The 23894-nt window shown below is 39.4% G+C and carries 20 protein-coding genes; 4 read left to right on the top strand and 16 right to left on the bottom strand.

Annotated elements, in window-relative coordinates:
• Positions 1-1396: 1396 nt before the first annotated feature.
• From ubiB to ubiE, 3 genes are read right to left on the bottom strand one after another with little or no spacing between them, the layout of a single operon-like run.
• Positions 1397-2962, bottom strand: coding sequence for a ubiquinone biosynthesis regulatory protein kinase UbiB (gene ubiB, locus H4J57_RS04870; RefSeq protein WP_182242123.1), 1566 nt, complete (start codon positions 2960-2962; stop codon positions 1397-1399).
• Positions 2963-2977: 15 nt separating this feature from the next.
• Complete coding sequence (locus H4J57_RS04875) at positions 2978-3592, bottom strand: SCP2 domain-containing protein (protein WP_182242124.1); 615 nt, start codon at positions 3590-3592, stop codon at positions 2978-2980.
• Between the two features lie 26 nt (positions 3593-3618).
• A complete protein-coding gene (gene ubiE / locus H4J57_RS04880) occupies positions 3619-4410 on the bottom strand; it encodes a bifunctional demethylmenaquinone methyltransferase/2-methoxy-6-polyprenyl-1,4-benzoquinol methylase UbiE (RefSeq protein ID WP_070375394.1) in 792 nt (263 codons plus the stop codon).
• 173 nt (positions 4411-4583) lie between these two features.
• Between ubiE and H4J57_RS04885 the strand changes: the two genes are divergently transcribed.
• Positions 4584-4856: a hypothetical protein gene (locus tag H4J57_RS04885; RefSeq protein ID WP_182242125.1), complete on the top strand. Its 273-nt coding sequence runs from the start codon at positions 4584-4586 to the stop codon at positions 4854-4856.
• A gap of 21 nt (positions 4857-4877) precedes the next feature.
• A complete protein-coding gene (locus H4J57_RS04890; RefSeq protein ID WP_182242126.1) occupies positions 4878-7499 on the top strand; it encodes an immune inhibitor A domain-containing protein in 2622 nt (873 codons plus the stop codon).
• Between the two features lie 49 nt (positions 7500-7548).
• On the opposite strand, the gene recG is transcribed toward H4J57_RS04890, so the two are convergent.
• The 8 genes from recG to H4J57_RS04930 all read right to left on the bottom strand — a co-directional run bounded on the left by recG (position 7549) and on the right by H4J57_RS04930 (position 16768).
• Positions 7549-9639 (bottom strand): ATP-dependent DNA helicase RecG, encoded by a 2091-nt coding sequence (gene recG, locus H4J57_RS04895; protein WP_310733702.1) that lies wholly within the window; start codon positions 9637-9639, stop codon positions 7549-7551.
• An 86-nt stretch (positions 9640-9725) separates the two neighbouring features.
• Positions 9726-10433 carry a tRNA (guanosine(18)-2'-O)-methyltransferase TrmH gene (trmH, locus tag H4J57_RS04900; protein ID WP_070375399.1) on the bottom strand — a complete coding sequence of 236 codons (708 nt, stop codon included), beginning with the start codon at positions 10431-10433 and terminating at the stop codon, positions 9726-9728.
• A gap of 164 nt (positions 10434-10597) precedes the next feature.
• Positions 10598-10987 carry a RidA family protein gene (locus H4J57_RS04905; RefSeq protein WP_070375400.1) on the bottom strand — a complete coding sequence of 130 codons (390 nt, stop codon included), beginning with the start codon at positions 10985-10987 and terminating at the stop codon, positions 10598-10600.
• Positions 10988-11025: 38 nt separating this feature from the next.
• On the bottom strand, positions 11026-13143 hold the full coding sequence (gene spoT, locus H4J57_RS04910) for a bifunctional GTP diphosphokinase/guanosine-3',5'-bis pyrophosphate 3'-pyrophosphohydrolase (RefSeq protein ID WP_070375401.1): 2118 nt from the start codon (positions 13141-13143) through the stop codon (positions 11026-11028).
• A gap of 170 nt (positions 13144-13313) precedes the next feature.
• Positions 13314-13598, bottom strand: a complete 285-nt coding sequence (gene rpoZ, locus H4J57_RS04915) for a DNA-directed RNA polymerase subunit omega (protein WP_070375402.1) — start codon at positions 13596-13598, stop codon at positions 13314-13316.
• A gap of 105 nt (positions 13599-13703) precedes the next feature.
• Positions 13704-14330: a guanylate kinase gene (gene gmk / locus H4J57_RS04920; RefSeq protein ID WP_182175052.1), complete on the bottom strand. Its 627-nt coding sequence runs from the start codon at positions 14328-14330 to the stop codon at positions 13704-13706.
• A gap of 175 nt (positions 14331-14505) precedes the next feature.
• On the bottom strand, positions 14506-15534 hold the full coding sequence (gene tdh / locus H4J57_RS04925; protein ID WP_070375404.1) for an L-threonine 3-dehydrogenase: 1029 nt from the start codon (positions 15532-15534) through the stop codon (positions 14506-14508).
• A 22-nt stretch (positions 15535-15556) separates the two neighbouring features.
• Positions 15557-16768 carry a glycine C-acetyltransferase gene (locus H4J57_RS04930; protein ID WP_070375405.1) on the bottom strand — a complete coding sequence of 404 codons (1212 nt, stop codon included), beginning with the start codon at positions 16766-16768 and terminating at the stop codon, positions 15557-15559.
• Positions 16769-16943: 175 nt separating this feature from the next.
• On the opposite strand from H4J57_RS04930, the gene H4J57_RS04935 reads away from it, so the two are divergent.
• Positions 16944-17375: an Lrp/AsnC family transcriptional regulator gene (locus H4J57_RS04935; RefSeq protein ID WP_404842490.1), complete on the top strand. Its 432-nt coding sequence runs from the start codon at positions 16944-16946 to the stop codon at positions 17373-17375.
• A 14-nt stretch (positions 17376-17389) separates the two neighbouring features.
• Here the strand turns inward: H4J57_RS04935 and H4J57_RS04940 are convergent, their stop codons facing one another.
• Complete coding sequence (locus H4J57_RS04940) at positions 17390-18172, bottom strand: serine aminopeptidase domain-containing protein (RefSeq protein ID WP_182242127.1); 783 nt, start codon at positions 18170-18172, stop codon at positions 17390-17392.
• A gap of 173 nt (positions 18173-18345) precedes the next feature.
• Here H4J57_RS04940 and waaA point away from each other — a divergent pair, with 173 nt between their 5' ends.
• Complete coding sequence (waaA, locus tag H4J57_RS04945) at positions 18346-19638, top strand: lipid IV(A) 3-deoxy-D-manno-octulosonic acid transferase (protein WP_182242128.1); 1293 nt, start codon at positions 18346-18348, stop codon at positions 19636-19638.
• 1 nt (position 19639) lies between these two features.
• Here waaA and H4J57_RS04950 read toward each other — a convergent pair whose 3' ends face one another.
• From H4J57_RS04950 to H4J57_RS04965, 4 genes are all read right to left on the bottom strand, one after another.
• Positions 19640-20446, bottom strand: a complete 807-nt coding sequence (locus H4J57_RS04950; RefSeq protein ID WP_182242129.1) for a DUF4198 domain-containing protein — start codon at positions 20444-20446, stop codon at positions 19640-19642.
• Positions 20447-20498: 52 nt separating this feature from the next.
• Positions 20499-21017, bottom strand: coding sequence for a DUF2271 domain-containing protein (locus tag H4J57_RS04955; RefSeq protein WP_182214554.1), 519 nt, complete (start codon positions 21015-21017; stop codon positions 20499-20501).
• A gap of 53 nt (positions 21018-21070) precedes the next feature.
• On the bottom strand, positions 21071-21661 hold the full coding sequence (locus H4J57_RS04960; protein WP_182242130.1) for a PepSY-associated TM helix domain-containing protein: 591 nt from the start codon (positions 21659-21661) through the stop codon (positions 21071-21073).
• A gap of 72 nt (positions 21662-21733) precedes the next feature.
• Positions 21734-23827: a TonB-dependent siderophore receptor gene (locus tag H4J57_RS04965; protein WP_182242131.1), complete on the bottom strand. Its 2094-nt coding sequence runs from the start codon at positions 23825-23827 to the stop codon at positions 21734-21736.
• Between the last annotated feature and the right edge of the window lie 67 nt (positions 23828-23894).

Consider the following 23894-nt stretch of genomic DNA (forward strand, 5'->3'; position numbering starts at 1 on the left):
TCAAGACTTCACATCAGCGATGACAGTTGGCTCAAACTCACCACAAACTTTGAAGGTATATTCACTGGCGCAGTAGGTACCGCAGAGCATTTGTGTGAATTTACTGAGCACGTGGGGTTAAAGCGAGCACACGGTAAAGCCAATGCCCAAGCTTGTTTGAATAGCGCGTAAACATAGCTACATTCAAAAACAGCAAGAAAAATACAGCTACCTTGGGGGAGAAGTAAAGCTTGCTTGAAATTCATTCATTTAATCAAAACATATAAAAGTCGATATACAAAGGCTTACAAGATGAAGTACATGCCTTGTTGTTGGCCAATGGATAGCCGTGTTTCAGAGCATTATTATTGTGTAGCATTATCATGGCTGGCATAATAATTTTAACAATTTCAATATGATGTCTATTTAGATGTATTTCAGCAATTCAGTACTGTAAAGAAATCTGACACTATACAACTCATCAATCATTTTAATATATTAGATAATATTTACAAACATGAATTTAGATTAGCTTTAGTATCTAATCGAATTTAGAGTATAGAATTTCACTGATAACTACAGATAAATCATTATATAAATCTGATAAAACTATCAAAATACGTATTTCAGTAGTGTAATTGAATAAAACTCAGTGGTGATAATTGTTGTAATTCACTACCTGAAAAACACTACAGGCCAGTAAATTCAACACTCATTTACCACCTACTAAGGGACTTGTAATCAGTTGGTTTGATATGTTGTTCGTTGGTATCACCACAAGCTCAAGATGTTGATTTTAGGCGATAAACTATATTCGTTGATATTAACGGATTTCGAATAAAACAAGGTAATTAAACTTAATAAATGCGTATTAACGGAGTTTTATCAGTTGTTACTAGTTTGAACTCCACAGTCGGCTTTGAGCTTGAAACCAGTCTCACAGCCAAGTAGAAAATCCTAGCTAATAATACTCAAAATACGGTCATGGTTTCACAAAACTTAATGACCGCTGTTGGCTATCACTTGCCCTAAAGAATAACCAGTAGCTAAGGTCAGCAATGCGCACAGAGTGATCGTTAATAATTCAAAATTGACTGGCAGCAATGGTGGTAAAAAGGACTGTTTTTAGGGTTGATTAAGGCCAAAACAGGTAGGTTTTGGCCTTAGTCGTCGTTAAAGGTCGTTACGTTAGCGATTATATTGTTGGTTAGCGGCCTTTATAACACTAGTAGTTAAGACCTCAAATAGGCACAAAATAATAATGCTTTGTTGTCTCAAAAAATTTATTTCGTCCTAAGCCGATAACGTTAACTTAGATTTAGTCCTCGAACGCATAACTCCTTAAGTAATTATCTCAGCTTAGGTTAATGTGAGATAACCTCATTACTGATATCTACTCAGTCAGTTGAAGCAGGTATTAGTGAAATATAATGGCTGCACAAATACATAAGGTACTAAAAAGCAAAGTACCAATAATAACTTTATGATTTTTGTGTTGCTGCGTTTTTAATTCAGTGAACAAGTGCATTTGCTTTTGACGGGTTACTTGGGTCGTTTTTAAATAATCATAAAGCAGGTCTGGTATTTCAGGCAGTTTTTCATTCCAAAAAGGCAGATTTTCTTTTATCTTTTTAAATACGGCTTTAACACCCATTTGCTGTTTTACCCAATTCTCTAGGAAAGGTTTAGCTGTTTGCCATAAGTCGAGTTGTGGGTATAGTTGTCGGCCTAAGCCTTCGATATAGAGTAAGGTTTTCTGTAATAAAACTAATTGTGGTTGCACTTCCATATTGAATCGTCTGGCGGTGTTAAAAAGGCTTACCAGCACTTGCCCAAAAGATATTTCTGATAAGGGTTTGTTGAATATCGGTTCGCAAACAGTGCGAATAGCAAATTCAAACTCATCAACACTGGTCTCGCTTGGTACCCAGCCAGAGTCGACATGAAGCTCGGCAACTTTCCGATAATCTCTATTAAAAAACGCGACAAAATTTTCGGCCAAGTAGCGTTTATCTTCACGGTTTAACGTACCACAGATACCAAAATCTATCGCTATCCATGTTGGATCGGCAGGGTTTGTTGCATCGACAAAAACATTGCCTGGATGCATATCAGCATGAAAAAAGCTGTCACGAAATACTTGGGTAAAAAACACTTCAACCCCACGTTCAGCAAGTAATTTCATGTCTACACCAAGCCCTTGAAGTGTCGCTATCTCTCCAACGCCAATACCATAAATACGTTCCATAACCATTACGTTTTCATGGCTAAAATCACTATAAACCTTGGGTACATATAATACGCTATCGCTGGCATTACCCTGGGAAAAATTGTGCTTTAATAAGGTTGCATTCGCGGCTTCACGGTTGAGATCTAGTTCGTCAACAATCGTTTTTCGGTATTCATTAACGACCTCTTTTGGGCGTAGTCGTTTACCATCAGGTAAAAATTTAGCGACAACACCCGCAAATAGCGACATGACTTTTACGTCAGCTAAAATTGTCTCAGTAATGTTGGGACGTAAAACTTTAAGGACTACTTCAAAAGGTTGTCCGTCTTGCAGCAAGGTGGCTGTATGCACTTGGGCAATTGACGCCGAAGCAAGAGGTTTACTATTAAAATCACTAAAATGCTGATTAAATGTTTCTTCACCTATGGCTTCTAAAACAATAGCTTTGGCTAATTCACCATCAAAAGCAGGTACTTGATCTTGCAGCAATGCCAGTTCGTTGGCAAAATCTTCAGGAAGTAAGTCACGACGGGTTGACAACATCTGGCCAAACTTTACAAACACCGGACCTAAAGATTCAATCGCTAGGCGAAGTCGCAAGGCTGAAGGCTTATCTTGGTGTTTATTACGTAACCAGAATAATGTAAAGCGAATGAATTTTGCATACCAAGGTATCATATGGCTTGGGATCAGTTCATCAAGACCAAATTGAAGAAATGTTTTAATGATGCGATAAAGTCGTAAACTGCTCACAATGTTCCTTGAGAATTAAGTTAAGGGAGTTATTTTTTCAGCAAGTCGCTGAATACGTTCCGCTACTGTATTTGTTTGCTTAGTTATTTCAGTAACCTGTTCACTAAAATTACCGAGTTGACTGGCTGTAACCACTAAGCGTTTTTCATGCACTAGCCATTCGCTGGCGTCGGCTTGTATCTGTTGTGTGGCAAAATTAATTTTTTTCGCCCAGCGCTTACTTAACTGCGACAACTTATAAGTAGGAATATCACCAATATGTTGAGCAATTTCGCTTTGCCAATCGATATCTAATGATTGGGCAATATTAGCAAACTGTTGAGCAACTTTAATGTCACCTTGAACATCAAGTTTCTCTTGCTTGATTAACTCTGTAATTTGTTGCTCTTTCTTTAGTTCACGTAAGGTTTTTATACTCGTATTTATTGTACAGTCGCTACGTTCAGTTAGGCCAGTCACTAACACTTTGTTGTTATTAACAGAGAAACTTAGTGGAAAACCTAACTCAGATAATAAAATGGTCAATGTTTTTTCTTCTAAGGTCTGCAAAACACGGGCACCCTTAACACTGATTGCGAGTGCCTGATTAAAGGCAAACTCTACGGTTGAACAAAGCGTTTGTTGAAACATTAACTGACTACTGAAGTTTGTCACGATTAAAATTTATACCCTTTGTGCAGAGCAACAACACCACCGGTAAGGTTTTTGAAACTTGTCTGTTCAAAACCCGCCGAATCCATCATTTCTTTTAATGTTTCTTGATCAGGGTGCATGCGAATAGACTCGGCTAAATATTGATAGCTATCACCATCTTTAGCCACTAATTCGCCCATTTTAGGAAGAATATTAAAAGAATAAAAGTCGTAAGCCTTACTGATTAACTGATGTTCTGGTTTTGAAAACTCTAGCACCAATAAACGACCACCGGGTTTTAATACGCGATAAATAGATCTTAGCGCCATATCTTTGTCAGTAACGTTACGTAAACCAAAAGCTATGGTGACAATATCAAAGGTGTTGTCTTCAAAGGGTAAGTATTGTGCATTAGCTTGTACGTATTCAATATTTTGTACTAAACCTTTGTCACGTAACTTATCTCGACCAACATTGAGCATAGAGCTATTAATATCAGCAAGAATAACCTTGCCTTCACGACCAACTAGCTGTGAAAATTTTGCGGTTAAATCGCCAGTACCACCGGCTAAATCTAGTACTTTGTTACCAGGACGTACGCCACTAGCATCTATGGTGAAGCGTTTCCAAAGGCGATGAATACCAAAAGACATTAGGTCATTCATTACATCATATTGCGCGGCGACAGAGTGAAATACACTGGCAACCTTTGACTCTTTCTCGTTTTTATCTACCGTTTGAAAGCCAAAATGTGTGGTGTTGTCACTTGAAGAATTTGATCCATTTTCTTGATGATTATCTTGTTGAGCGGCCATCTAACATTCACTTATCACTAAAATTACTGACAGTTTACCGTATTTTTTCGCAATTATTAACACTTGAAATCAAGTGGTGGGGTTTTTTATTAAATGGACTGTGCTGGTTAAACTTTATCCACTAATTAATATGCTGTATTATGGTTAATATTATTGTTACATACGGCGATGTTATGAAATTTTATTTAGGGGTCGTAATGACTTTATTACTGGGGTGTCAGCAAACAGCAGCACTAACCGCTAAAAATAGCAGCGAACAAGTTATTATAAAAAAAGTTGTTTGTCGCCAGTCAACGATACCACCACTTAAAAACACGAAAAAGTTAAAAGAGCGGTTAATTGCCAATGGTAAAATTGATGGTTCATTATCTAATGAAGAAATAGAGCATGCAGTTAATAACTATATTCGTAAGAAAAACGCGGCTTTGAAAAACTGTGCTAAATAACAAGTGACACGAGGAAAACTCATGAAGATACCCTATCTATTAGCTTTGTTGGTCTTGATAAGTCAGCTGCCTTTACGAGCAGAGAATACTGATGATATAAAACGTTTTTCAAAAAGTTCACCAGCAGATGCTGGTGTTATTAACAAAGAGCGTATTCTCTATTGGTTAGAAAAAAGAGGTGAATTGTCAATAAACGCCACTGATCAACAAAAAAAACAAGCACTGTCTAACTATCTGATAAAAAAGTCATTTCAACCTAAAGTTTTGCCTCAGGCCTTATCAAAAAAAGTGGTGGCCGCTGAACGTTTTAGTAGTGGAGAACGCCGTGAAAAGATGGGCTTCAATAGTCAATTGAAAAAAACGCAAATAGCCCATTATTTATTACAAGAAACAGCGGATGCTGACGTTGAAACCACGGTTAATATTTTAGCGATACTGATCGATTTTAATGATTTAAAGCATAACGATAATGGTTTGTCAGCGAATGATACCGATATGTTTTATGCGAATTATTCGCCTGCTCATTATAATGAGCTCTTATTTTCTACGAGTGGATTTGATGGTCCATCAGGACAAAATATTGAATCGGCTTATCAATATTATCAACATGAGTCTGGTCAGAAATTCTTTTTTACCGGCCAAGTTAAGGGCTGGGTGACTGCAGAGAATAATGCCAGTTATTATGGTAGTAACGACGAAGAAACCGAAAATGATCAAAATGTTAAGGCGCTTGTTGTTGAAGCAGTTACACAACTTGTTGCTAATGGTTTAGATTTATCCCCTTACGACAAAACTGATTTATTTGATTTTGACGGAGACGGAAATGTTAATGAACCTGACGGTATTATTGATCATATTATGCTTTTCCATGCGAGTATCGGTGAGGAAGCCGGTGGTGGTAATTTAGCCGAAGATGCTATTTGGTCACATCGAAGTTTTGTGCTCAATGATGCGGGTGATCAACCAGCCACTATTCCTGGCTCTGAGATAAAAGCGTTTGGTTATACCATTAATCCGATTGATGCGGCTCCGGGCGTTGTTGTCCATGAATTTGGTCATGATTTAGGTTTACTTGACGAATATGATATCGATAGTAGTGATATTGGGGCGCCCGTTTCAGAATGGTCAGTTATGGCTTCTGGTACTTGGCTGGGCTCTCCAGCAGGAACTCGCCCATCTGCTTTTAGTCCTTTGGCCCGTGATTATCTACAGGAGCGTTATCAAGGCAACTGGATAACTCAACGGCAAGTTGATTTTGCGACATTAAACAATGAGAGTATCTCCTTGGTTAGTACGGTTGATCATACTGCGGTTAACCAGATTAAGGTGAACTTACCGCCCTCTGTATTAGATTTTCCAGCTGCTTACGCGGGAGAATATCAATTTTATTCTAATAAGGGTGATATGTTGGAAAACAGTATGTCGTTCTCAGTCGACCTGCCAGCAGGTACCCCGACATTGTCGATGAAAGCGCGCTGGGAAATAGAACAAGACTATGATTACCTGCAGGTATTAGTAAACGACACCGTGATTAAGGGAAATCACAGCCAAAATAGCAATCCATATTACCCCAGCATAGGTGAATATATCAGCGGAAATTCAGCGGATATTGCCAATGCAGAAGGTGATTTAAAATGGACTGATTTAACCTTTGATCTTGCTAGCTTTGCTGGAAAAAGTGTTGTCATTAAAATTAATTATGTTACCGATCAAGCGGAAGGGGGTTATGGCTTTGTCGCAGATGAAATAAAAGTATTCAATAGTGCGAGCGAGATCTTTGCTATCGATGGCGAAGTAGAAAATCAAGCTACACTTGCGGGCTTTAGCCGTTTAGCTGATAAAATTGCCGGTTTACCCCATTACTATTATGTTCAATTACGCAGTCATACCAGTGTTGATAGCCGCTTAAAAAATATCGGCTACGATGCGGGTGTTTTACTTTGGTATCGTAATGAAAATATTGCTGACAATAAGGTAGATGAACATGCTGGCCAGTTATTTATCGGTGTGGTTGATGCTGATCAAAACTTAGTAAAGGCGTCTAATGGCAGTAACAGAAATTCGGCATATCAGATACACGACGCGGCATTTAGTTTATACGACCAACAACCTTTTAACGGTGATGTGCATAATGTTGCAAAGAGTTTCTTTAGCGATTCCAATGATTACTCTTCGCCAAGTCAACCTGAGTCTGGTGTTATCCTACCCAAACTCGATTTTAGTATGAAGGTCGACTTGCAAAGCTCTGATAGTACTTCGGCAACCGTAACACTTTCAAGCTCCTCGGAAGCGTCCGATTTAAGCGTTTCATTTTCTCATTCAGCTAATGATTTAGTGGTGACCTTTACTTCAAGTCCAGTCGGGGGGGATTCACAATATAGTTATGCTTGGGATTTTGATGATAATAGTACCAGTAACATACAAAACCCTAGTCACACTTTTTCTCAGGCTGGTACCTATAGTGTTGAATTAACGGTAATGGATAGCACAGGCCTTAGCGTTAAAACGACCAGAAGCATCACGGTTAGTAAAGCACCTGCTGTTGTTGTTACCGCACCAGCAAAAGTGAAAACCTCAGGTGGAGGAGCAATAAGCTTTGGTTTATTGTTGAGCTTGTGTTTATTGAGAATAATAAGAAAGTAACTTGGGATTTTTGTCTTTGCTTAGCTGTTTATTTTCCATATAAAGCAGCCTAAGCATTGGTAAAGTATTCGCGGTCTCCCATCCAACGCTGAATAATCGCTTGGGCATTTTGTGGGTGTTTTTTCCAAATAAGATAAGCATGTTGCTGTACTTCTGGAATTAAATGCGCATCTCTGAGCAAGTCTGCTATTTTTAGATCGGCGAGACCCGTTTGCTTGGTACCTAAAAATTCACCTGGACCTCGTATTTCTAAGTCTTTTTGTGCGATAACAAAGCCGTCATTACTTTCACGTAATACCGCTAAGCGTTTGGTTGCGGTTTTAGAGAGTGGGCTTTTATACATTAAGACACAATGTGAAGCGACTGTACCTCTTCCTACACGACCACGTAGCTGATGGAGTTGCGCTAAGCCTAACCGTTCAGGGTTTTCAATGACCATTAAGCTGGAATTGGGGACATCAACACCGACCTCAATAACGGTTGTCGCCACCAATAAGTCTAGTTCGCCTTTTTTAAACGTTTCCATTACTGACTGTTTTTCAGCGGCTTTCATTCTTCCGTGTATCAAACCAATTTTTAATTCTGCTAGTTGTTCTTGTAAATACACCGCCGTGTCTTCTGCTGCTTGGCATTGTAATACTTCAGACTCTTCAATTAATGTACACACCCAATAAGCTTGTCGATTGTCTTCTACACAGCCTTTTCGAATGCGTTCAACTACATCTTCACGGCGTGTGTCAGGTAAGGCGATGGTATTTATCGGGGTTCTTCCTGGGGGAAGTTCATCAATAATAGAGGTGTCTAAATCGGCATAGGCAGTCATGGCTAACGTGCGAGGGATCGGAGTTGCTGTCATAATCAATTGATGCGGATAATTACCCTCAAAAGCGCCTTTTTCGCGTAGTGATAAACGCTGATGTACACCAAAGCGATGTTGTTCATCAATAATAATCAGTGTTAAATTATGAAAGATAACTTTATCTTGAAATAAAGCATGGGTACCAACAATCATCTGCATACTACCATTTTCGATATGCTCTAGTGCGCTACGTCTTGCTTTTGCCTTCGTTTTTCCAGCTAGCCAGCCGACGCTGATATCAAGCGGTTCAAACCAGTTTTTAAAATTAAGGGCATGTTGTTCTGCTAATATTTCTGTTGGCGCCATTAAGGCAACCTGAAAGCCTTTACTGATAGCGGTGAGTGCTGCAAGTGCCGCTACTAAGGTTTTTCCTGAACCCACATCACCTTGTACTAAGCGCATCATTGGCTGAGTTTTCATCAGGTCCTGACGAATTTCTTTTACCACTCTCACTTGAGCATTGGTGGGTGAAAAAGGTAATGAGGCTAAAAATTTATCACTGAGTACTTGATCATCGATTAAAGAGATTGAACGATGAGCATCACTAGACTGGCGTAATTTCAGCATACTTAAATTATGCGCTAATAATTCTTCTTTTATTAATCGCAACTGTGCTGGATGCTTACCCTCTTCCAGTTGTATCACTGAAGTTTCAGGGGGTGGACGATGAATAAGCGCCAAAGCTTGCGCAAGAGAATAATTTTGCAAATTAAACTCATCAGGTAATAACTCTTCAACTTGGCCTCGTTCTAATCTAATTAACGCTTGCTCGGTTAAGTTACGTAAAGTTATTTGCCGTAAGCCTTCAGTTGTTGGGTAAACGGGGGTTAGTGTTTCTTCTACCTCGGTTAAAGGCTGGTCTTCATCAAGGGATTTATACTCAGGATGAATTATTTCAAAACCACGAGCGCCACGTTTAATTTCACCATAACAGCGAATGTTCAGCCCTAATGCTAAGCTATTTTTTTGTGCAGCGCTAAAGCGAAAAAAACGTAAGGTTACGGTTCCTGAAGCATCTTGAACGGTAACCAGTAACATACGTCCCTTGCCATTAATGATTTGGCTACCGGTGATTTCACCAATAATATTAGTGAAAACACCAGGAAAACAGTCTCGTATTGCGGTAACACGAGTCCGGTCTTCATAACGATTGGGTAAATGAAAAAGTAAATCTTGTAGTGAGCGCAAGCCAACTTTTTCAAGTTTTTCTGCCATGCTTGGACCAACACCTTTTAAGCTGGTGATGGCTATTTGTGCGAGTTTGGCTAGCCCTTTTGACACTAAGTTATTGTCCTTTTATCATATAGTCAAATCACCTAAATGGCATATTTAAGGGCTTAGCTATAAAATTTCAGCAATGCTGTCGATTAATTATCTAATGCTTTCCAAGCCGCTTGAGTCATTTGCATCTGTTCCCACCATGGTTCAGAGGCAATGATTTGTCCCTCTTCATCAATCACAGGATAAGGTAAGCCCTTACGTTTACATGCTTCAGCAAAAATAGGATGTCCACCTTCAAATAAGAAACGCTGACGGCGATTATCATCAATTCGAGCAGTGTCATACATTCCAGCTAATTGACGTTGACGTTGTGCTTCATACAAAACCACAGACGAAGCGACAGAAACGTTTAACGATTGCACCATGCCAACCATAGGAATAACAATATCTTGATCGGCCATTGCAAGTGCAATGTCTGAAGCACCAAACTTTTCTTGGCCTAAAATAATAGCCGTTGGTTTGGTGTAATCGATCTCACGAAAATCTACAGCGCTATCAGAAAGGTTGGTCACCAATATTTGCATGCCTTGCTTTTTTAATTCATCAATAGCATCTTTAGTTGTCGTGTAGTTGTGCACATCAATCCAGTTTTGACTACCCGCAGCACTGCCGCCACGTACTTCCATTTCATCACTTTTCCAGATGGCATGTACATCACTAACGCCAACAGCATCGGCGGTGCGAACAACTGCGGCAAGGTTATGTGATTTATGAACACCTTCCATACAAACAGTTAAATCTGGTTGGCGTTTATCGAGCATCGCGTTTATTCTTTTTAATCTTTCAGGAGTCATTACACTTCACATCTACACTTTATGGTTCATCATCTAAAAATCGCTAAACAAATCTGTATACGAGATTGCTTACCTATTTTTGACAACTTGCTCTTAAATTTAATGGCTAGGTGCAACCATTAAATTTAAGGAGGGACAATATACTTTATAGTTAACAGCGAAAATTAGCCGACGTTAGGTAATTCCATCACGCCATCTATTTCAATTAATACGTCTTTGGGTAAACGAGAAACTTGTACCGCAGCGCGTGCTGGGTAGGGTTGTTGAAAATATTGACTCATTACTTCGTTTACTGTTGCGAAGTTGGCGAGATCCATCATGAAGATATTTACCTTCACCATATCGTTAATATTACCGCCTGCGGCTTCACATACCGCAACTAAGTTCTTAAATACTTGATTAGTTTGTTCGGTAAAGTCTTCAGAAACAACAGTCATTGTCTCTGGAATAAGAGGGATCTGGCCTGAAAGGTAAACGGTATTATTAACTTTTACCGCTTGGCTGTATGTGCCGATTGCACTGGGTGCGTTATCTGTACTGATAATTGTTTTCATAGTATTTCCTACATAGTAATTTTGTTAAAGATGATTGACTACTTATTGCGCACAACACGCTGAACATCAATCATCACTTTTATTTTTCGAATAATATCGGCTAAATGAACGCGGTCTCGACAGGTTATTTCCATGTCAATCGCATATAGTCCCGAGTCTTTTTCACCAGAATTTAACGCATGAACATTGGATTCACACTTAGCAATAACATTGGTCAATGCGGCGAGTGCACCTTGATGATTCATTATTTCAATACGTAATTTTGCAATGAAGTCTCGGTTAATGTCACTGTCCCATTTTACTGGAAATAAGCTACCTTGTTCATGGTTTTTAATGTTACGACAACCTTGTTGATGCACCATTAAACCTTTACCAGGACTCAAGTAAGCTAATATAGCGTCTCCTGGAATAGGACGGCAACATTTTCCGTAACTGACCAACATACCTTCGCTGCCTTTTATTGGCATTTTGGTTTTACTGTTTGGATCAGCGAAGCCACTTTCTGCACTATCTATAGTAAATTCATCGGTTAATCGTCTAGCAATACCTATGCTTAACGCATTACCTAAGCCAATATTGACGAGTAGACCATCAAGACTGGTATTACCGGTCTCTTTAACAACCTGATCAATTTTTGCTTGGTCAATATCTTCGATATGGACTTTACCTAAGGCATGACTTAATAAACGTCGCCCTAAACCATAAGATTCTGTTTGCTCTTGTGAACGTAAATAAGTACGAATTTGTAAGCGTGCTTTAGCAGTAACAACAAAGTTTAACCAAGTGGCATTCGGTCGAGCAGCAGAAGACGTAATAACCTCAATGGTTTGCCCTGAATCAATAGCTCGACTTAGTGGATAAGGTTTACGATCGACCTTAACCCCGACACATGAATTACCAACATCAGTGTGAACAGCATAAGCAAAATCGACAGCAGTTGCGCCCATCGGCAATTCAATAATACGTCCGTCTGGGGTAAAGACATAAATTTCTTCAGGAAATAAGTCTGACTTTACGTTCTCAATAAATTCAAATGAACTACCAGCACTTTGTTGTAATTCTAATAAACTTTGCATCCAACGACGAGCTTTCATTTGAGCTGTGGTGCCACTCTTGTCGCCGTCTTGTTTGTACAACCAGTGAGCGGCTACCCCTTTGTCTGCCATTTGATCCATATCTTGTGTACGAATTTGAATTTCAACAGGGATGCCATGTGGACCAATCAGTGAAGTATGCAGCGATTGATAACCATTTGTTTTGGGAATAGCGATATAATCTTTAAAGCGGCTTTCAATTGGTTTGAATAAGTTATGCACAGCGCCAAGTGTTCGGTAACAATTATCGATCTTATTCTCTACGATGACACGAAAAGCGTAAATGTCCATGACTTCATTGAACATTAATTCTTTATTGAGCATTTTACGATAGATAGAATAAAGGTGCTTTTCTCGGCCAATAACTTGCGCTTCAATCCCACTTTCTTTAAGACGAGCCGCAATTTCTTCTTGAATGTTATTAATAATTTCTTTGCGATTACCACGGGCTTTTTTTACCGCTGACTTTAACGCACGTGCGCGCATCGGGTAAAGGGCTTCAAAACCTAAAACTTCTAATTCACTTTTAATATCGTGAATACCCAAACGGTTAGCAATGGGGGCGTAAATTTCTAATGTTTCACGGGCAATACGTCGACGTTTATCTGGACGTAAAGATTCGAGCGTGCGCATGTTGTGTGTGCGGTCGGCAAGTTTAATCAGAATTACACGTATGTCTTGCACCATGGCAAGTATCATTTTACGGAAGTTTTCCGCTTGCATCTCTTCTTTGTTATCAAACTTTAATTTATCAAGCTTACTGACACCTTCAACTAATTCAGCAACGGTATAGCCAAATAATTCGGCTAATTCGTCTTTAGTTACCGGAGTATCCTCAATAACATCATGGAGTAATGCCGCCATTAAGGTTTCATGGTCAAGGTGCATTTTTGCTAGGTTTAAAGCAACGGCTACCGGATGAGTAATATAAGGCTCACCGCTTGAACGCATTTGTCCTTCATGCGCTTCACGCGCAACAAGGTAAGCTTGCTTTAATAAGTCAATTTGTACTTTAGAAAGATAGCTTGAAACAAGTTCTTTTAATGGTTCAAAAAGGTACACGCATTGAATCCTTGATGATTAAGCTGAACGGTCTTATTACCGCCAGTCAAAGCTTTGAGTCAGCATAACACAATACGTTATTCGTTAAATACTGACAATAAAAAACGCGTATCATTAACAATGATTACGCGTTTAGTTTATATCTCGTCGCTATAAGGCGACAAAAGATTTTATAGCTGTGGCTGAGCGCCACCAACAATGGCTGCAACAGCAGCAAGTTCTGCAGAGTCTTGCTGAACTTGTTCATGACGGTCGCTATTGTTCATTACTTCAGTAGTGATTAAACCGGCTTCAATTTCACGTAAAGCTATAACGGTAGGCTTGTCATTTTCAGGGTCAACTAAAGGATCTTTACCACCTGTGGCAATTTGACGAGCACGACGTGATGCGATTAACACCAAGTCAAAACGATTGCCTACTTTTTCTACAGCACCTTCAACAGTTACGCGAGCCATTTGGTCACTCCAACTTAAAATTTATAAAATAGTGCCGTAGTTTACTGAGCTACAGGCGATTAAGCAAGGTATATACCTATACTAGGTGAAAATACAGTAGAAATATTAGTCTTTTAATAATTCATCGAACATCAATTGATGCGTTATCGCTTGTTGCTGACATTTTAGGCGTTGGTTATTAACGATGGTGGTTAAGTCGCTCAGCGCCTGAGTAAAGTCGTTATTAACAATAATGTAGTCAAACTCAGTGTAGTGCGAGCATTCTGCTTTTGCTTGTGCCATACGAGATTTAATGGTGGCATCGCTATCTTGTCCGCGCTTTTTTAAACGGTTTTCAAGTTCTGCTTTTGAAGGGGGACTAATAAAAATTGTGGTGACACTGGGTTGTTTTATCCGTACTTGCTTGGCGCCTTGCCAGTCGATATCAAGAAAAACATCAATACCTTGTGCAAGTTGTTTATCTATCGCAGATGCTGAGGTGCCATAATAGTTACCAAAAACTTCAGCATACTCATAAAACTCATTTTGTTTAATCTGCTTTTGAAATTGCTCAACATTAATAAAATGGTAATGTTCAGCGTTATTTTCACCCGGACGAGGTGCTCGTGTGGTGTGAGAAACTGACACTTGCATCGGTCTTGCCGACTCTTGAGATAATAAGGCTTTAATTAAACTAGATTTTCCTGCACCGCTAGGTGCGGAAAGAATAAATAAATTACCGGGAGTTGTCACAATATTACCTTATAAAAGAGGTGAAAAATAAATAATGTTTATTATAACGAATTGATGGGGTATTTCATCTCTAAACTTGCTTACCGATAGCAAGAGCAGCATTGTTAATAAAAAAGCCAGCTTTTTAGCTGGCTTTATATTTTCATTAACAGGTCAGTTGATTAAACCAAAAGGTTTAACTTTCCCAGTTTAAGATAACTTTACCAGAAAGGCCTGAACGCATGGTATCAAAGCCTTTTTGAAAATCATCAATATCAAAATGATGAGTAATAATCGGTGATAAGTCTAAACCTGACTGAATTAAGCTCGCCATTTTGTACCAAGTCTCAAACATTTCACGACCGTAAATACCTTTAATTGTTAAGCCTTTAAAAATAACTTGGCTCCAATCAATGGCCATATCTTGACCAGGAATACCGAGCATAGCGATTTTGCCGCCGTTATTCATGTTTTCTAACATAGCTTTAAAGGCCATAGGTACGCCCGACATTTCCATGCCAACGTCAAAGCCTTCAGTCATCCCTAGTTCGGTCATCACATCAGTTAAACTTTCTTTACTGACATTAACCGCTCGAGTGGCGCCCATTTTTCGGGCCAAATCTAAGCGATATTCATTAATGTCAGTAATAACAACATGGCGCGCACCGACATGTTTAGCGACGGCTGCTGCCATAATGCCAATAGGACCTGCGCCAGTAATAAGTACATCTTCACCGACCAAATCAAAAGACAAAGCCGTATGAACAGCATTGCCAAAAGGGTCGAATATCGCAGCTAAATCGTCAGATATTTCATCGGGTAATTTAAACGCATTATAAGCAGGGATCACTAAATATTCAGCAAATGAGCCTTCTCGGTTAACACCGACACCGACAGTATTTCGGCATAAATGTGTACGACCACCGCGACAATTTCGGCAATGACCACAGGTAATATGCCCTTCGCCAGACACCCGGTCACCTAAAGCAAAGCCTTTGACTTCTTGACCAATACCGACCACTTCACCCGCATACTCATGCCCGACTACCATAGGAACGGGAATGGTTTTTTGTGCCCATTCGTCCCAGTTGTAAATATGAATGTCGGTGCCACAAATAGCGGTTTTTTTAATTTTAATTAATAAATCATTATGACCAAGTTGTGGTTTTTCACTCTCAGTCATCCAAATGCCGGGTTCGGCTTTTAACTTTGCTAATGCTTTCATGGTATTTCCTTTAATCCTAACCTTAACCAATAATGTTCATTGCTTTGCCAATACGAATAAAGGCAGAAATGGCTTTATCAAGTTGCTCTTGGGTATGAGCGGCTGAGATTTGAGTTCGAATACGTGCTTGCCCTTTAGGAACTACTGGGAATGAAAAGCCAATCACGTAGATACCTTCCGCTAATAAGCGGCTCGCCATTTCACTGGCTACTTTTGCGTCGCCTAACATCACTGGGATAATCGCGTGGTCAGCGCCCGCACAGGTAAAACCAGCAGCTTCCATATTTGTGCGAAAGTAACGAGCATTGTCTTTTAATGTTTTACGTAATTTGCCACCCTCGGCTAATAAATCAATCACGGTAATTGACGCATTAACAATAGCGGGTGCTAACGAATTAGAAAATAAGTAAGGACGTGAACGTTGACGTAACCATTCAATCGTTTCTTTTTTACCTGAGGTGTAACCACCTGAAGCGCCACCCATAGCTTTACCTAGTGTGCCGGTTATAATATCAACACGGCCCATCACATCACAATATTCGTGGCTACCTCGGCCTTCTTCACCGACAAACCCGACAGCGTGCGAGTCATCAACCATCACTAAAGCATTATATTTATCAGCTAAATCACACACTGCTTTTAAGTTAGCGATAACGCCGTCCATCGAAAATACGCCATCGGTAGCAATTAATTTAAAACGTGCACCAGCGGCATCAGCTGCAATGAGTTGTTGCTCTAAATCGCTGGCGTCATTGTTAGCGTAACGGTAACGTTTTGCTTTACATAAACGCACACCATCAATAATTGAAGCATGGTTTAATGAGTCACTGATAATCGCATCTTCGGCGCCCAATAAGGTTTCAAATAATCCGGCATTAGCATCAAAACATGAAGAATAAAGGATAGTATCTTCCATGCCTAAAAATTGACTTAATTTTGCTTCTAGTGTTTTGTGAATATCTTGGGTACCACAAATAAAGCGTACCGATGCCATACCAAAACCATGCTCGTCTAAGCCTGCTTTTGCTGCGGCGATAAGCTCAGGATGATTGGCCAAACCTAAGTAATTGTTAGCACAAAAGTTGACTACCGCTTCACCACTAGCTACGGCAATGTTTGGTTGTTGTGCTGTGGTAATAACACGTTCGGCTTTATATAAACCGTCTTCTTTAACTTGCTCAATTTGATCATTTAAATGTGCATAAAAACTTGCGTTGTTTGAAGAGTCGTTCACAACAATTCCTTATTAATAGGTTTGGATAATAATAGTATTATTATCCTAGACGAAGATTGAAAAAAGTGACACTAGTTAATTTTATGGTTATTTGATTAGTTAAATTGACATGTGACACTATCAAAATGACTATTGTTAGTGTCTAATTGGTTTTACTAATGGTTGACGGGTATAAATGATGATTACAGAAAAAGATGAAGAGCTACTCGCTATTTTACGATGCAACGCCCGAGCAAGTGTTTCTGACATTGCTAGAGCGACTGGCGTATCTCGCACAGCGATACAAAATCGTCTAACTAAGTTAGAAAATAGTGGTGTGATAAAAGCCTACAGTATTGTTTTAGGTAGTGAATATAGTAATCAGTTAATTTCGGCAAATGTATCACTAAAAGTAAATCCTAATCTTAGGCGAAATATTTGTATCGCGTTAAGAAAAATACACAATATTAGTCATATCTACTCTATTAGCGGTCAATATGATTTGTTAGCGACCATTCAGGCACAAACATTAAAAAAGTTAAATGAAATTCTTAATATAGTTTGTTCGCTAGAAGGGGTCGAACGGACAAACTCTTCTATTATCCTAGATACTGTTTTTGAAAAATAAAGCGTATTTACTGATCAGTTCAAAGTGGTGTTTAGCCATGAAGTCAGGTTGATTGCTAGGTACTTATTGCGGCGTAATAAGTTATGCCCTTGGTCAACGCCTTGAAAAATTTGGCTGGTAGAGTGACGGTCGCCATTCCATGAAAATAGCTCTTGGGCGGTTAAAAAACTATCGGCATGATGCGCTGAACTGACGAAATAAGCAGGAATATCAATTAAGTTTTTATAATGCTCTTTTTCCATATGATCCATAATAGGCGAAAGTATAACAAAGCTATTAATGCGAATTTTTTCTGCTAAGCGTACCGCTTCATTGACTGAGCAACCGCTGGCAACCAGTGAGATAGGTTGTTGCTCGCCAATTTTACTGCGCAAATAATTATAAGCCGCCAGAACATCTTTTTCCCAATACGAGGTCAGCATGGCAACTTCAGCTTGGTAGCTAACAATATCTTTTACTTGGTATTTTATCGTTTGGTGAGAAAAATCTTCAGATTCGCTTGCGCCATAGCCTCTAAAGTCAATGGCTAGTGCATTAATACCTTGCTCGGCTAGTAATTCACCCAGTACATTATAGCTTTCGCTACTGTGGGAGCAGTCATGGAGTAATAATACGCCGCCACCAAGCGCGTCTCCGAGATAATAATTAGCCGATAAGACAAAATCGTCGTCAGCGAGAAACTTTACTTTTTGCGGCGTATCTTTTTTCTTTACTTGGCTAACATCTACTTGATTATATGTTGGTTCTTCATATTCTTGTGCGGATAATAAAGGCGCTAGTATTATAAAGCTGACCATGGCGAACCCATGGTTGAATACGTTCTTGATGAAATGAAATTTGCTCATTTTCCTGCACTACTATTTTAGTTCCTTTAATATCACGACGATAACAAACTCCATCGGCTTTGGGTATTTTTATTGTTTGCTTAAGTCGCTATACTGCGTTTATCAACAACTAAAGAGTTTTTTCTGTGCGTTATCAATTATCTTTAATGTTATATCGACTTGTTTTTCTTTGCTTACTCCCGATCGTTTGGTTGTTACTTCAGTTTCGCTCAGTAAAACAAAAAGCTTATCGACAACGAATCAGCGAACGTTTGGGGTTTTTACCTCGAGAATTTAAAGCGGGTGGCATTATCGTTCATGCGGCGAGTGTCGGTGAAGTTATTGCTCTAAAGAGTTTTATCAGCCAACTGCTAGAAACAAAACCTCATCGTGTTGTCACTGTCACTACTTTTACTCCAACGGGTTCAGAGCAAGTTAAAAAATTGTTTGGGGAACGTGTTCAACATTGTTATTTACCCCTAGACAGTACCTTTTGTGTGGCAGCATTTTTAAATAAATTGAAACCACAGGCGATGGTTTTTATGGAAACTGAGTTGTGGCCAAACTTAATCGCGCAAAGTGCAGATCAAGGAATAAAATTGTTATTGATTAATGGCCGCTTATCACAAAAATCAATGAACAATTATCGCAAGTTAGCTTGGTTAATCACACCGACAATTAACCGTTTTGATAAAGTGTTATGTCAAAGCCAAGTGAACTATGAGCACTTTTTAGCCTTAGGTGCCGATGCTGCTCGCTGCAAGGTTTCTGGAAATGTGAAGTTTGACATCAGTGTTAATCAAACAATAAAAGATAAGCAGCAAGAGCTGGCTGAATTTGTGGTAACCGAACGATTAATCTGGGTTGTTGCTAGTACTCATAAAGGGGATGAAAGTCTTGCGTTAAATGCGTTTGCTGAATTACTAAAAAGCTTGCCACAATTACTACTCATTATTGTACCGCGCCATCCAGAGCGCTTTAATGATGTCGCATCATTATGTGTAGCGCAAGGTTATAATATTGCCCGTCGCAGCACTCAAGAAAAAGTAACTCGTGATAAACAAGTTTGGTTACTCGATAGTTTAGGGGAGCTGTTACCGACGTGTGCTTTAGCTAGCGTTGTAACTATGGGGGGCAGTTTTTCGGATATCGGTGGGCATAATCCCCTTGAACCTGCGCTATTTAAAAAACCGATTGTCGTTGGCCCTAATATGAGTAATTTTGTTGAGGTTATGCAGCAACTCGTTGCTGAAAAAGGCATTGTTCAGCTCACTGACCAATACAGTGCGAAGATGACTGATGAGCTAAGTAAAATCATTGCTGATATTTTGTTATCAGAAAAAACGCAGCAAACATTGGGAGAAAATGCTTACCGCGTGGTAACACAAAACCAAGGAGCTAGTGCCCGAAGTGTAAAACAATTATTGACGTTACTTTAGTTTAATTAAGTTGTGCTTCAAATGTTAAAAATACACTGCCCATTTGCTGGTCCGCCAAAGGAGAGTTTGGTGTGTCTTCTTTGTGCTCAGCAACTAATAAATATCGACCTGCAGCGTTCGGCGTGAAGGTGATTTCACCTTTTTCATTTGAGAGCAAAGTTAATGTTTGCGGGTTATTGCGGTAACGTGCGCCGTCGGCGGTAATTTCTACGGCAACATCTTTTTGTGCCTTACCATTAAATAAAAATTTGAAAGTCACCTTTTCATTTTCAGCAATATCTGATGGATGAGTAACCGGTAGCAATTCTAATAATTTACCTTCGGTTTTAAAGTTATCACTCGGTGCATTTAAAGTGACATAACTCTCTATTCTTGCATAACGATAAGTGGTTTTGATCGCTATAGCTTCGGCCGGTAATTTGCCGGTTAGTTCTGTCTTATTAGCTGATAGTCTTTTATGGTCGCCGTCGATAGTATAAGAGGTGATAAAGCTAGCCTCACTGTTATTGGTGATTTTATAGGTCCCAGGATCTTTTAAGAAGTAATCAATGACACTTTTTCTATGGCCTTTATAGCTTGACGACGCTCTTGATGGCTTGCCATTAGGGGTAATAATTCTCACTAAATCTGCCCCCATAGCTTTATCAACATTAAAGGTTTCATTTGATGCAGTTATATCAACCATGATCCATTCGCCTTGTTCAGCAGACAAATTAAAGTGGCTTGGTAAAACCCAGCGAGAATGAGCGAAAGCTTGTGTACTAATGGCACAGGTTAAGGTGAACGCGATTATTTTTTTTAAAGTCATTTTATATTCCAAGTCTAGTGTTTACGTTTTTGAGTTAAGGGGATGAATACGTTTATTTCGGTAGCACAGTGAATTTTATTTCATCAGTTTCATGGCTTGCCGCTAAAGTAAATGTTGATTTTATGTTATTTAATACAAATGGTTGGCGCAAAATGGCTCGTCCACCGTTTTCTCTGACTACTTCAATAAATAAAGTATATTGTCCTTTTATGAGTGACTTTTTCTGATCATCTTCGGCCAAGAAAGTCAGAGGATATTTGCCTGCTGCGCGAGTCGCAGAAGTTATACCATCAACAAAGTCAGCATCTTTTTTACCGACCTTACGCCACCAGCGTCGAATGTCCTTTAACCATTTCGTTTTTTCTCGCCAAAGTAATAAGGTACGTACTGGTTTTCCTTGTGAGTTTTCAATCCAGCTCGCAACATAGGGCGGATGATACTCGCCGAGTTGCTGCTTTAAAGTCAGTTCAAGCTCTAATTGTGCTGGCGCTGAGTTGCTCGGATTGGCAACGGCATTAAAATTTATCAAGCTTAATAAAATAAGTGATAACCCGATTTTGTTTATCTTCATATAAGTTCCTTTTGTGCTCACTCAAGTAGAGAGCGTTGTTCATGCTAATTGATTTAAATCAACCAGATAGCGGTAGAAATCATGGCGACAGTCACGGTTAAACTTACCGTTAAGGTACGATTAAATCGTCTTTGTGGCATGGCTAAAATAAAGCCACTTAGGGCAAATAGGATGCAAAGTAAACTGGTTATATCAATAATCCACCCCCAAAAAACACTGGTATTTCTTCCCTTATGTAAATCGTTCATTAGCGCCCACCAACCGTAGTCAGTTTCTTCAAAAAACAACTCTCCACTGACTAAATCGAGGGTAATAGCGGTATTTTTTCCTGCTCGTTTTATACTGAAAAACAACTCGTCCTGGCTACTTTCGAGAATCGTGTTGTTTAACGACACCGACAATTTTTGCTCAATAGCTGTCGAAACATTAACAATTTGTTGTGGTGTTAACGGCGGATTTTTAATCATAGATAAATCAATCATTAATGCTCTTTCTACAACGTCAGCTTTGCTGTCACGAAACCATTCAGGATGATTGAGGGTAATGCCGGTTACTGAAAAAAAGAGCAGTAAGCTCAACAATGCCATCGACACATAGACATGAATCAGGCGAGAAAAACTTAAGGTACTTTTATTTATTTGCATAGCAGGTGTTAGGGTCTTTAATTTATTAATGGGTAACAAATAACTATTTGTTACCCATTATTTTTAGTCAATTTAGAATGATATCTGTGCGGCTAATCGGTATCTAATTCCGTCGCCTGCGGTAACGCTAGATATACCACCACCAGCAAGGTAATCAGTATCGAGCAAGTTTTGTATGTTGAAGCGGAAATCAACACCTTGGCCACTTATTGTGGTCTTATAGGTTGCTCCAACATCGATACGGGTATAAGCATCTTTGGATATAGTATTATTGCTATCGGCAAAACGTTCACCTTGATAAAATGCACCCGCATTAAGAGCAAGTTGGTCCGTTAATTCATAACGAGACCAAATTGATGCTGACCACTCGGGAGCATCAACAGGGGTTTTTCCTTGATAATTTTCATCTTTGTCGTATTTTGCGGCTAAGTTCATTAAGGATGCCATAACAAAGAGCTTATCGTTTATTGCGCCTTGCGCAGCAACTTCGAAACCTTTGTGACGCTGCTCACCTGCCTGTTCAGTTTGCGTATCAAAATTAGGATCGCCGTCGATTGTTTCAGTGATTAACTTTCCTGTTTTGGTAATATCAAAAATAGCGGTCGTTACTAATAAACGTTCATCAAATAATTGCCACTTAGAGCCGATTTCAAGTTGTTTAGATGTCATGGCCTCGAGCTTCATGCCATGATTAATATCTCTATCGTTTTCGAGTGTTTCGCTGCTCTGGGGTTCAAACCCTTCGGAATAACTCGCGTAGAAAGTGGTTTGGGCATCAGGATGAAATAAAAGCCCAGCTTTAGGCAAGAACGACTCATTGTTCGCGCCTTCTTTACTTTGCTTGTCGTAACGTCCTCCGACCGATATTTGCCATTGATCATTTAAGGTGATTAAGTCTTGTAAATAAATGCCATAGTAATCATAGGCACTGGTGTAAAGTGAATCGTCAGTTGTGTAGCTGATATCAGGTCGTGCTGGCTCTTCTTGGTCGCTGGAGTAGTCAATTGACTCGCCATTTACTTTACGTTGTCCGTAGTAATAGTCTAAAGAATTAGCGCCAATTAATAATTGATGATCGAGACCAGCGAGGGTAAATTCTCCAGTAAAATCGATAAAAGCAGTTTTAAACTGCCAGTCATCAAAACGGTCGTAGGGTTTTGAGGTATAGCTATCACCCTCTAAAAAAGTTGTGGGTTTTTTAGGAGACGATTCAAATCGTTGGCGTTTAAAGCTTTGTTCATTGTAGCCGAGTGCAACTTGCCACTGATTATTTAATGCATAGTTGATATCAACACCGATATTTTCAACGGTAATGTCAGTAAATGCCCAAGACATATCACGAATGGTTTTATCATGACCAATAACATCGCCTTTTTCATCTAACCAAGAACCTGTATCTAACCCTGCTTCATCGTCTGTTCGGTCATAATGAAGGCGTACCATGGCATCGTCTGAAATATCATAGTCAATGACTAACGCACCTAGAAAACGATCGCGCTGACGTTGTTCATTGTTTTGGTACTCATGCTGATATTTAGCATCTTGTTTCACCAGTACACCTCTGTAACGTAATGACTCATCATCAGTTAACGAGCCACCAGCATCTAACGATAATCGGCTTGAACCTTCTTGGTCAACATCAACACCTAGCGTAAATAATGTTTTAGCTGTTGGCTTTTTTGTCACCATATTCACTAATCCACCAGGCCCTGATTGACCATATAAAATACTTGAAGGACCTTTAATCACTTCGATATTTTCTAAGATTTCGATAGGTTGTTGGTAGTGTGACCAATGCTGGTGGCCATCTCTAAGGTAGCCATTGGAAGAACTTAGTTCAAAGCCGCGTAGATTGAATACTTCACGATTACGTTGTTTAGAGCCGGCAGTTAAACTTGCGTCATTGGTTAATACTTCGCCTAATGTTGTCGCTAGTTGTTCTGCTATTACCGAGTTGGGAATAACGGTGACCGACTGAGAAGTTTCTAATAAAGAAACATTGGTCCGCATTGCGCCATGTGCTTGGTCAACTTTATAGTTATTAAAATAACTACCTTTAACTTCAATAACTTCAACAGAGCTATTATTTGTAGCGCTTTCATTGGCACTTGATGAAAAAGGCGTTAAGCCAACGAAAATTGCTAAGCAGACAGGTGAATACTTCATTGTTATTCCTAAGAGAAAAATTGAGAGATAAATTTACTTGGTGCGAATACTAATGATAGTGATTATC

The sequence above is a fragment of the Colwellia sp. BRX8-7 genome, from assembly GCF_014077275.1.
Lineage (GTDB): Bacteria > Pseudomonadota > Gammaproteobacteria > Enterobacterales > Alteromonadaceae > Colwellia_A.

What these genes read in the sequence shown, in the direction of transcription:
- H4J57_RS04950 (WP_182242129.1), bottom strand. Translation starts at nt 20,446, where the DNA reads ATGACTTTAAAAAAAATAATCGCGTTCACCTTAACCTGTGCCATTAGT.
- rpoZ (WP_070375402.1), bottom strand. Translation starts at nt 13,598, where the DNA reads ATGGCTCGCGTAACTGTTGAAGGTGCTGTAGAAAAAGTAGGCAATCGT.
- trmH (WP_070375399.1), bottom strand. Translation starts at nt 10,433, where the DNA reads ATGACTCCTGAAAGATTAAAAAGAATAAACGCGATGCTCGATAAACGC.
- H4J57_RS04935 (WP_404842490.1), top strand. Translation starts at nt 16,944, where the DNA reads ATGATGATTACAGAAAAAGATGAAGAGCTACTCGCTATTTTACGATGC.
- H4J57_RS04940 (WP_182242127.1), bottom strand. Translation starts at nt 18,172, where the DNA reads ATGGTCAGCTTTATAATACTAGCGCCTTTATTATCCGCACAAGAATAT.
- ubiE (WP_070375394.1), bottom strand. Translation starts at nt 4,410, where the DNA reads ATGGCCGCTCAACAAGATAATCATCAAGAAAATGGATCAAATTCTTCA.
- H4J57_RS04960 (WP_182242130.1), bottom strand. Translation starts at nt 21,661, where the DNA reads ATGCAAATAAATAAAAGTACCTTAAGTTTTTCTCGCCTGATTCATGTC.
- H4J57_RS04965 (WP_182242131.1), bottom strand. Translation starts at nt 23,827, where the DNA reads ATGAAGTATTCACCTGTCTGCTTAGCAATTTTCGTTGGCTTAACGCCT.
- H4J57_RS04875 (WP_182242124.1), bottom strand. Translation starts at nt 3,592, where the DNA reads ATGTTTCAACAAACGCTTTGTTCAACCGTAGAGTTTGCCTTTAATCAG.
- tdh (WP_070375404.1), bottom strand. Translation starts at nt 15,534, where the DNA reads ATGAAAGCATTAGCAAAGTTAAAAGCCGAACCCGGCATTTGGATGACT.
- H4J57_RS04885 (WP_182242125.1), top strand. Translation starts at nt 4,584, where the DNA reads ATGAAATTTTATTTAGGGGTCGTAATGACTTTATTACTGGGGTGTCAG.
- H4J57_RS04890 (WP_182242126.1), top strand. Translation starts at nt 4,878, where the DNA reads ATGAAGATACCCTATCTATTAGCTTTGTTGGTCTTGATAAGTCAGCTG.
- H4J57_RS04955 (WP_182214554.1), bottom strand. Translation starts at nt 21,017, where the DNA reads ATGAAGATAAACAAAATCGGGTTATCACTTATTTTATTAAGCTTGATA.
- H4J57_RS04905 (WP_070375400.1), bottom strand. Translation starts at nt 10,987, where the DNA reads ATGAAAACAATTATCAGTACAGATAACGCACCCAGTGCAATCGGCACA.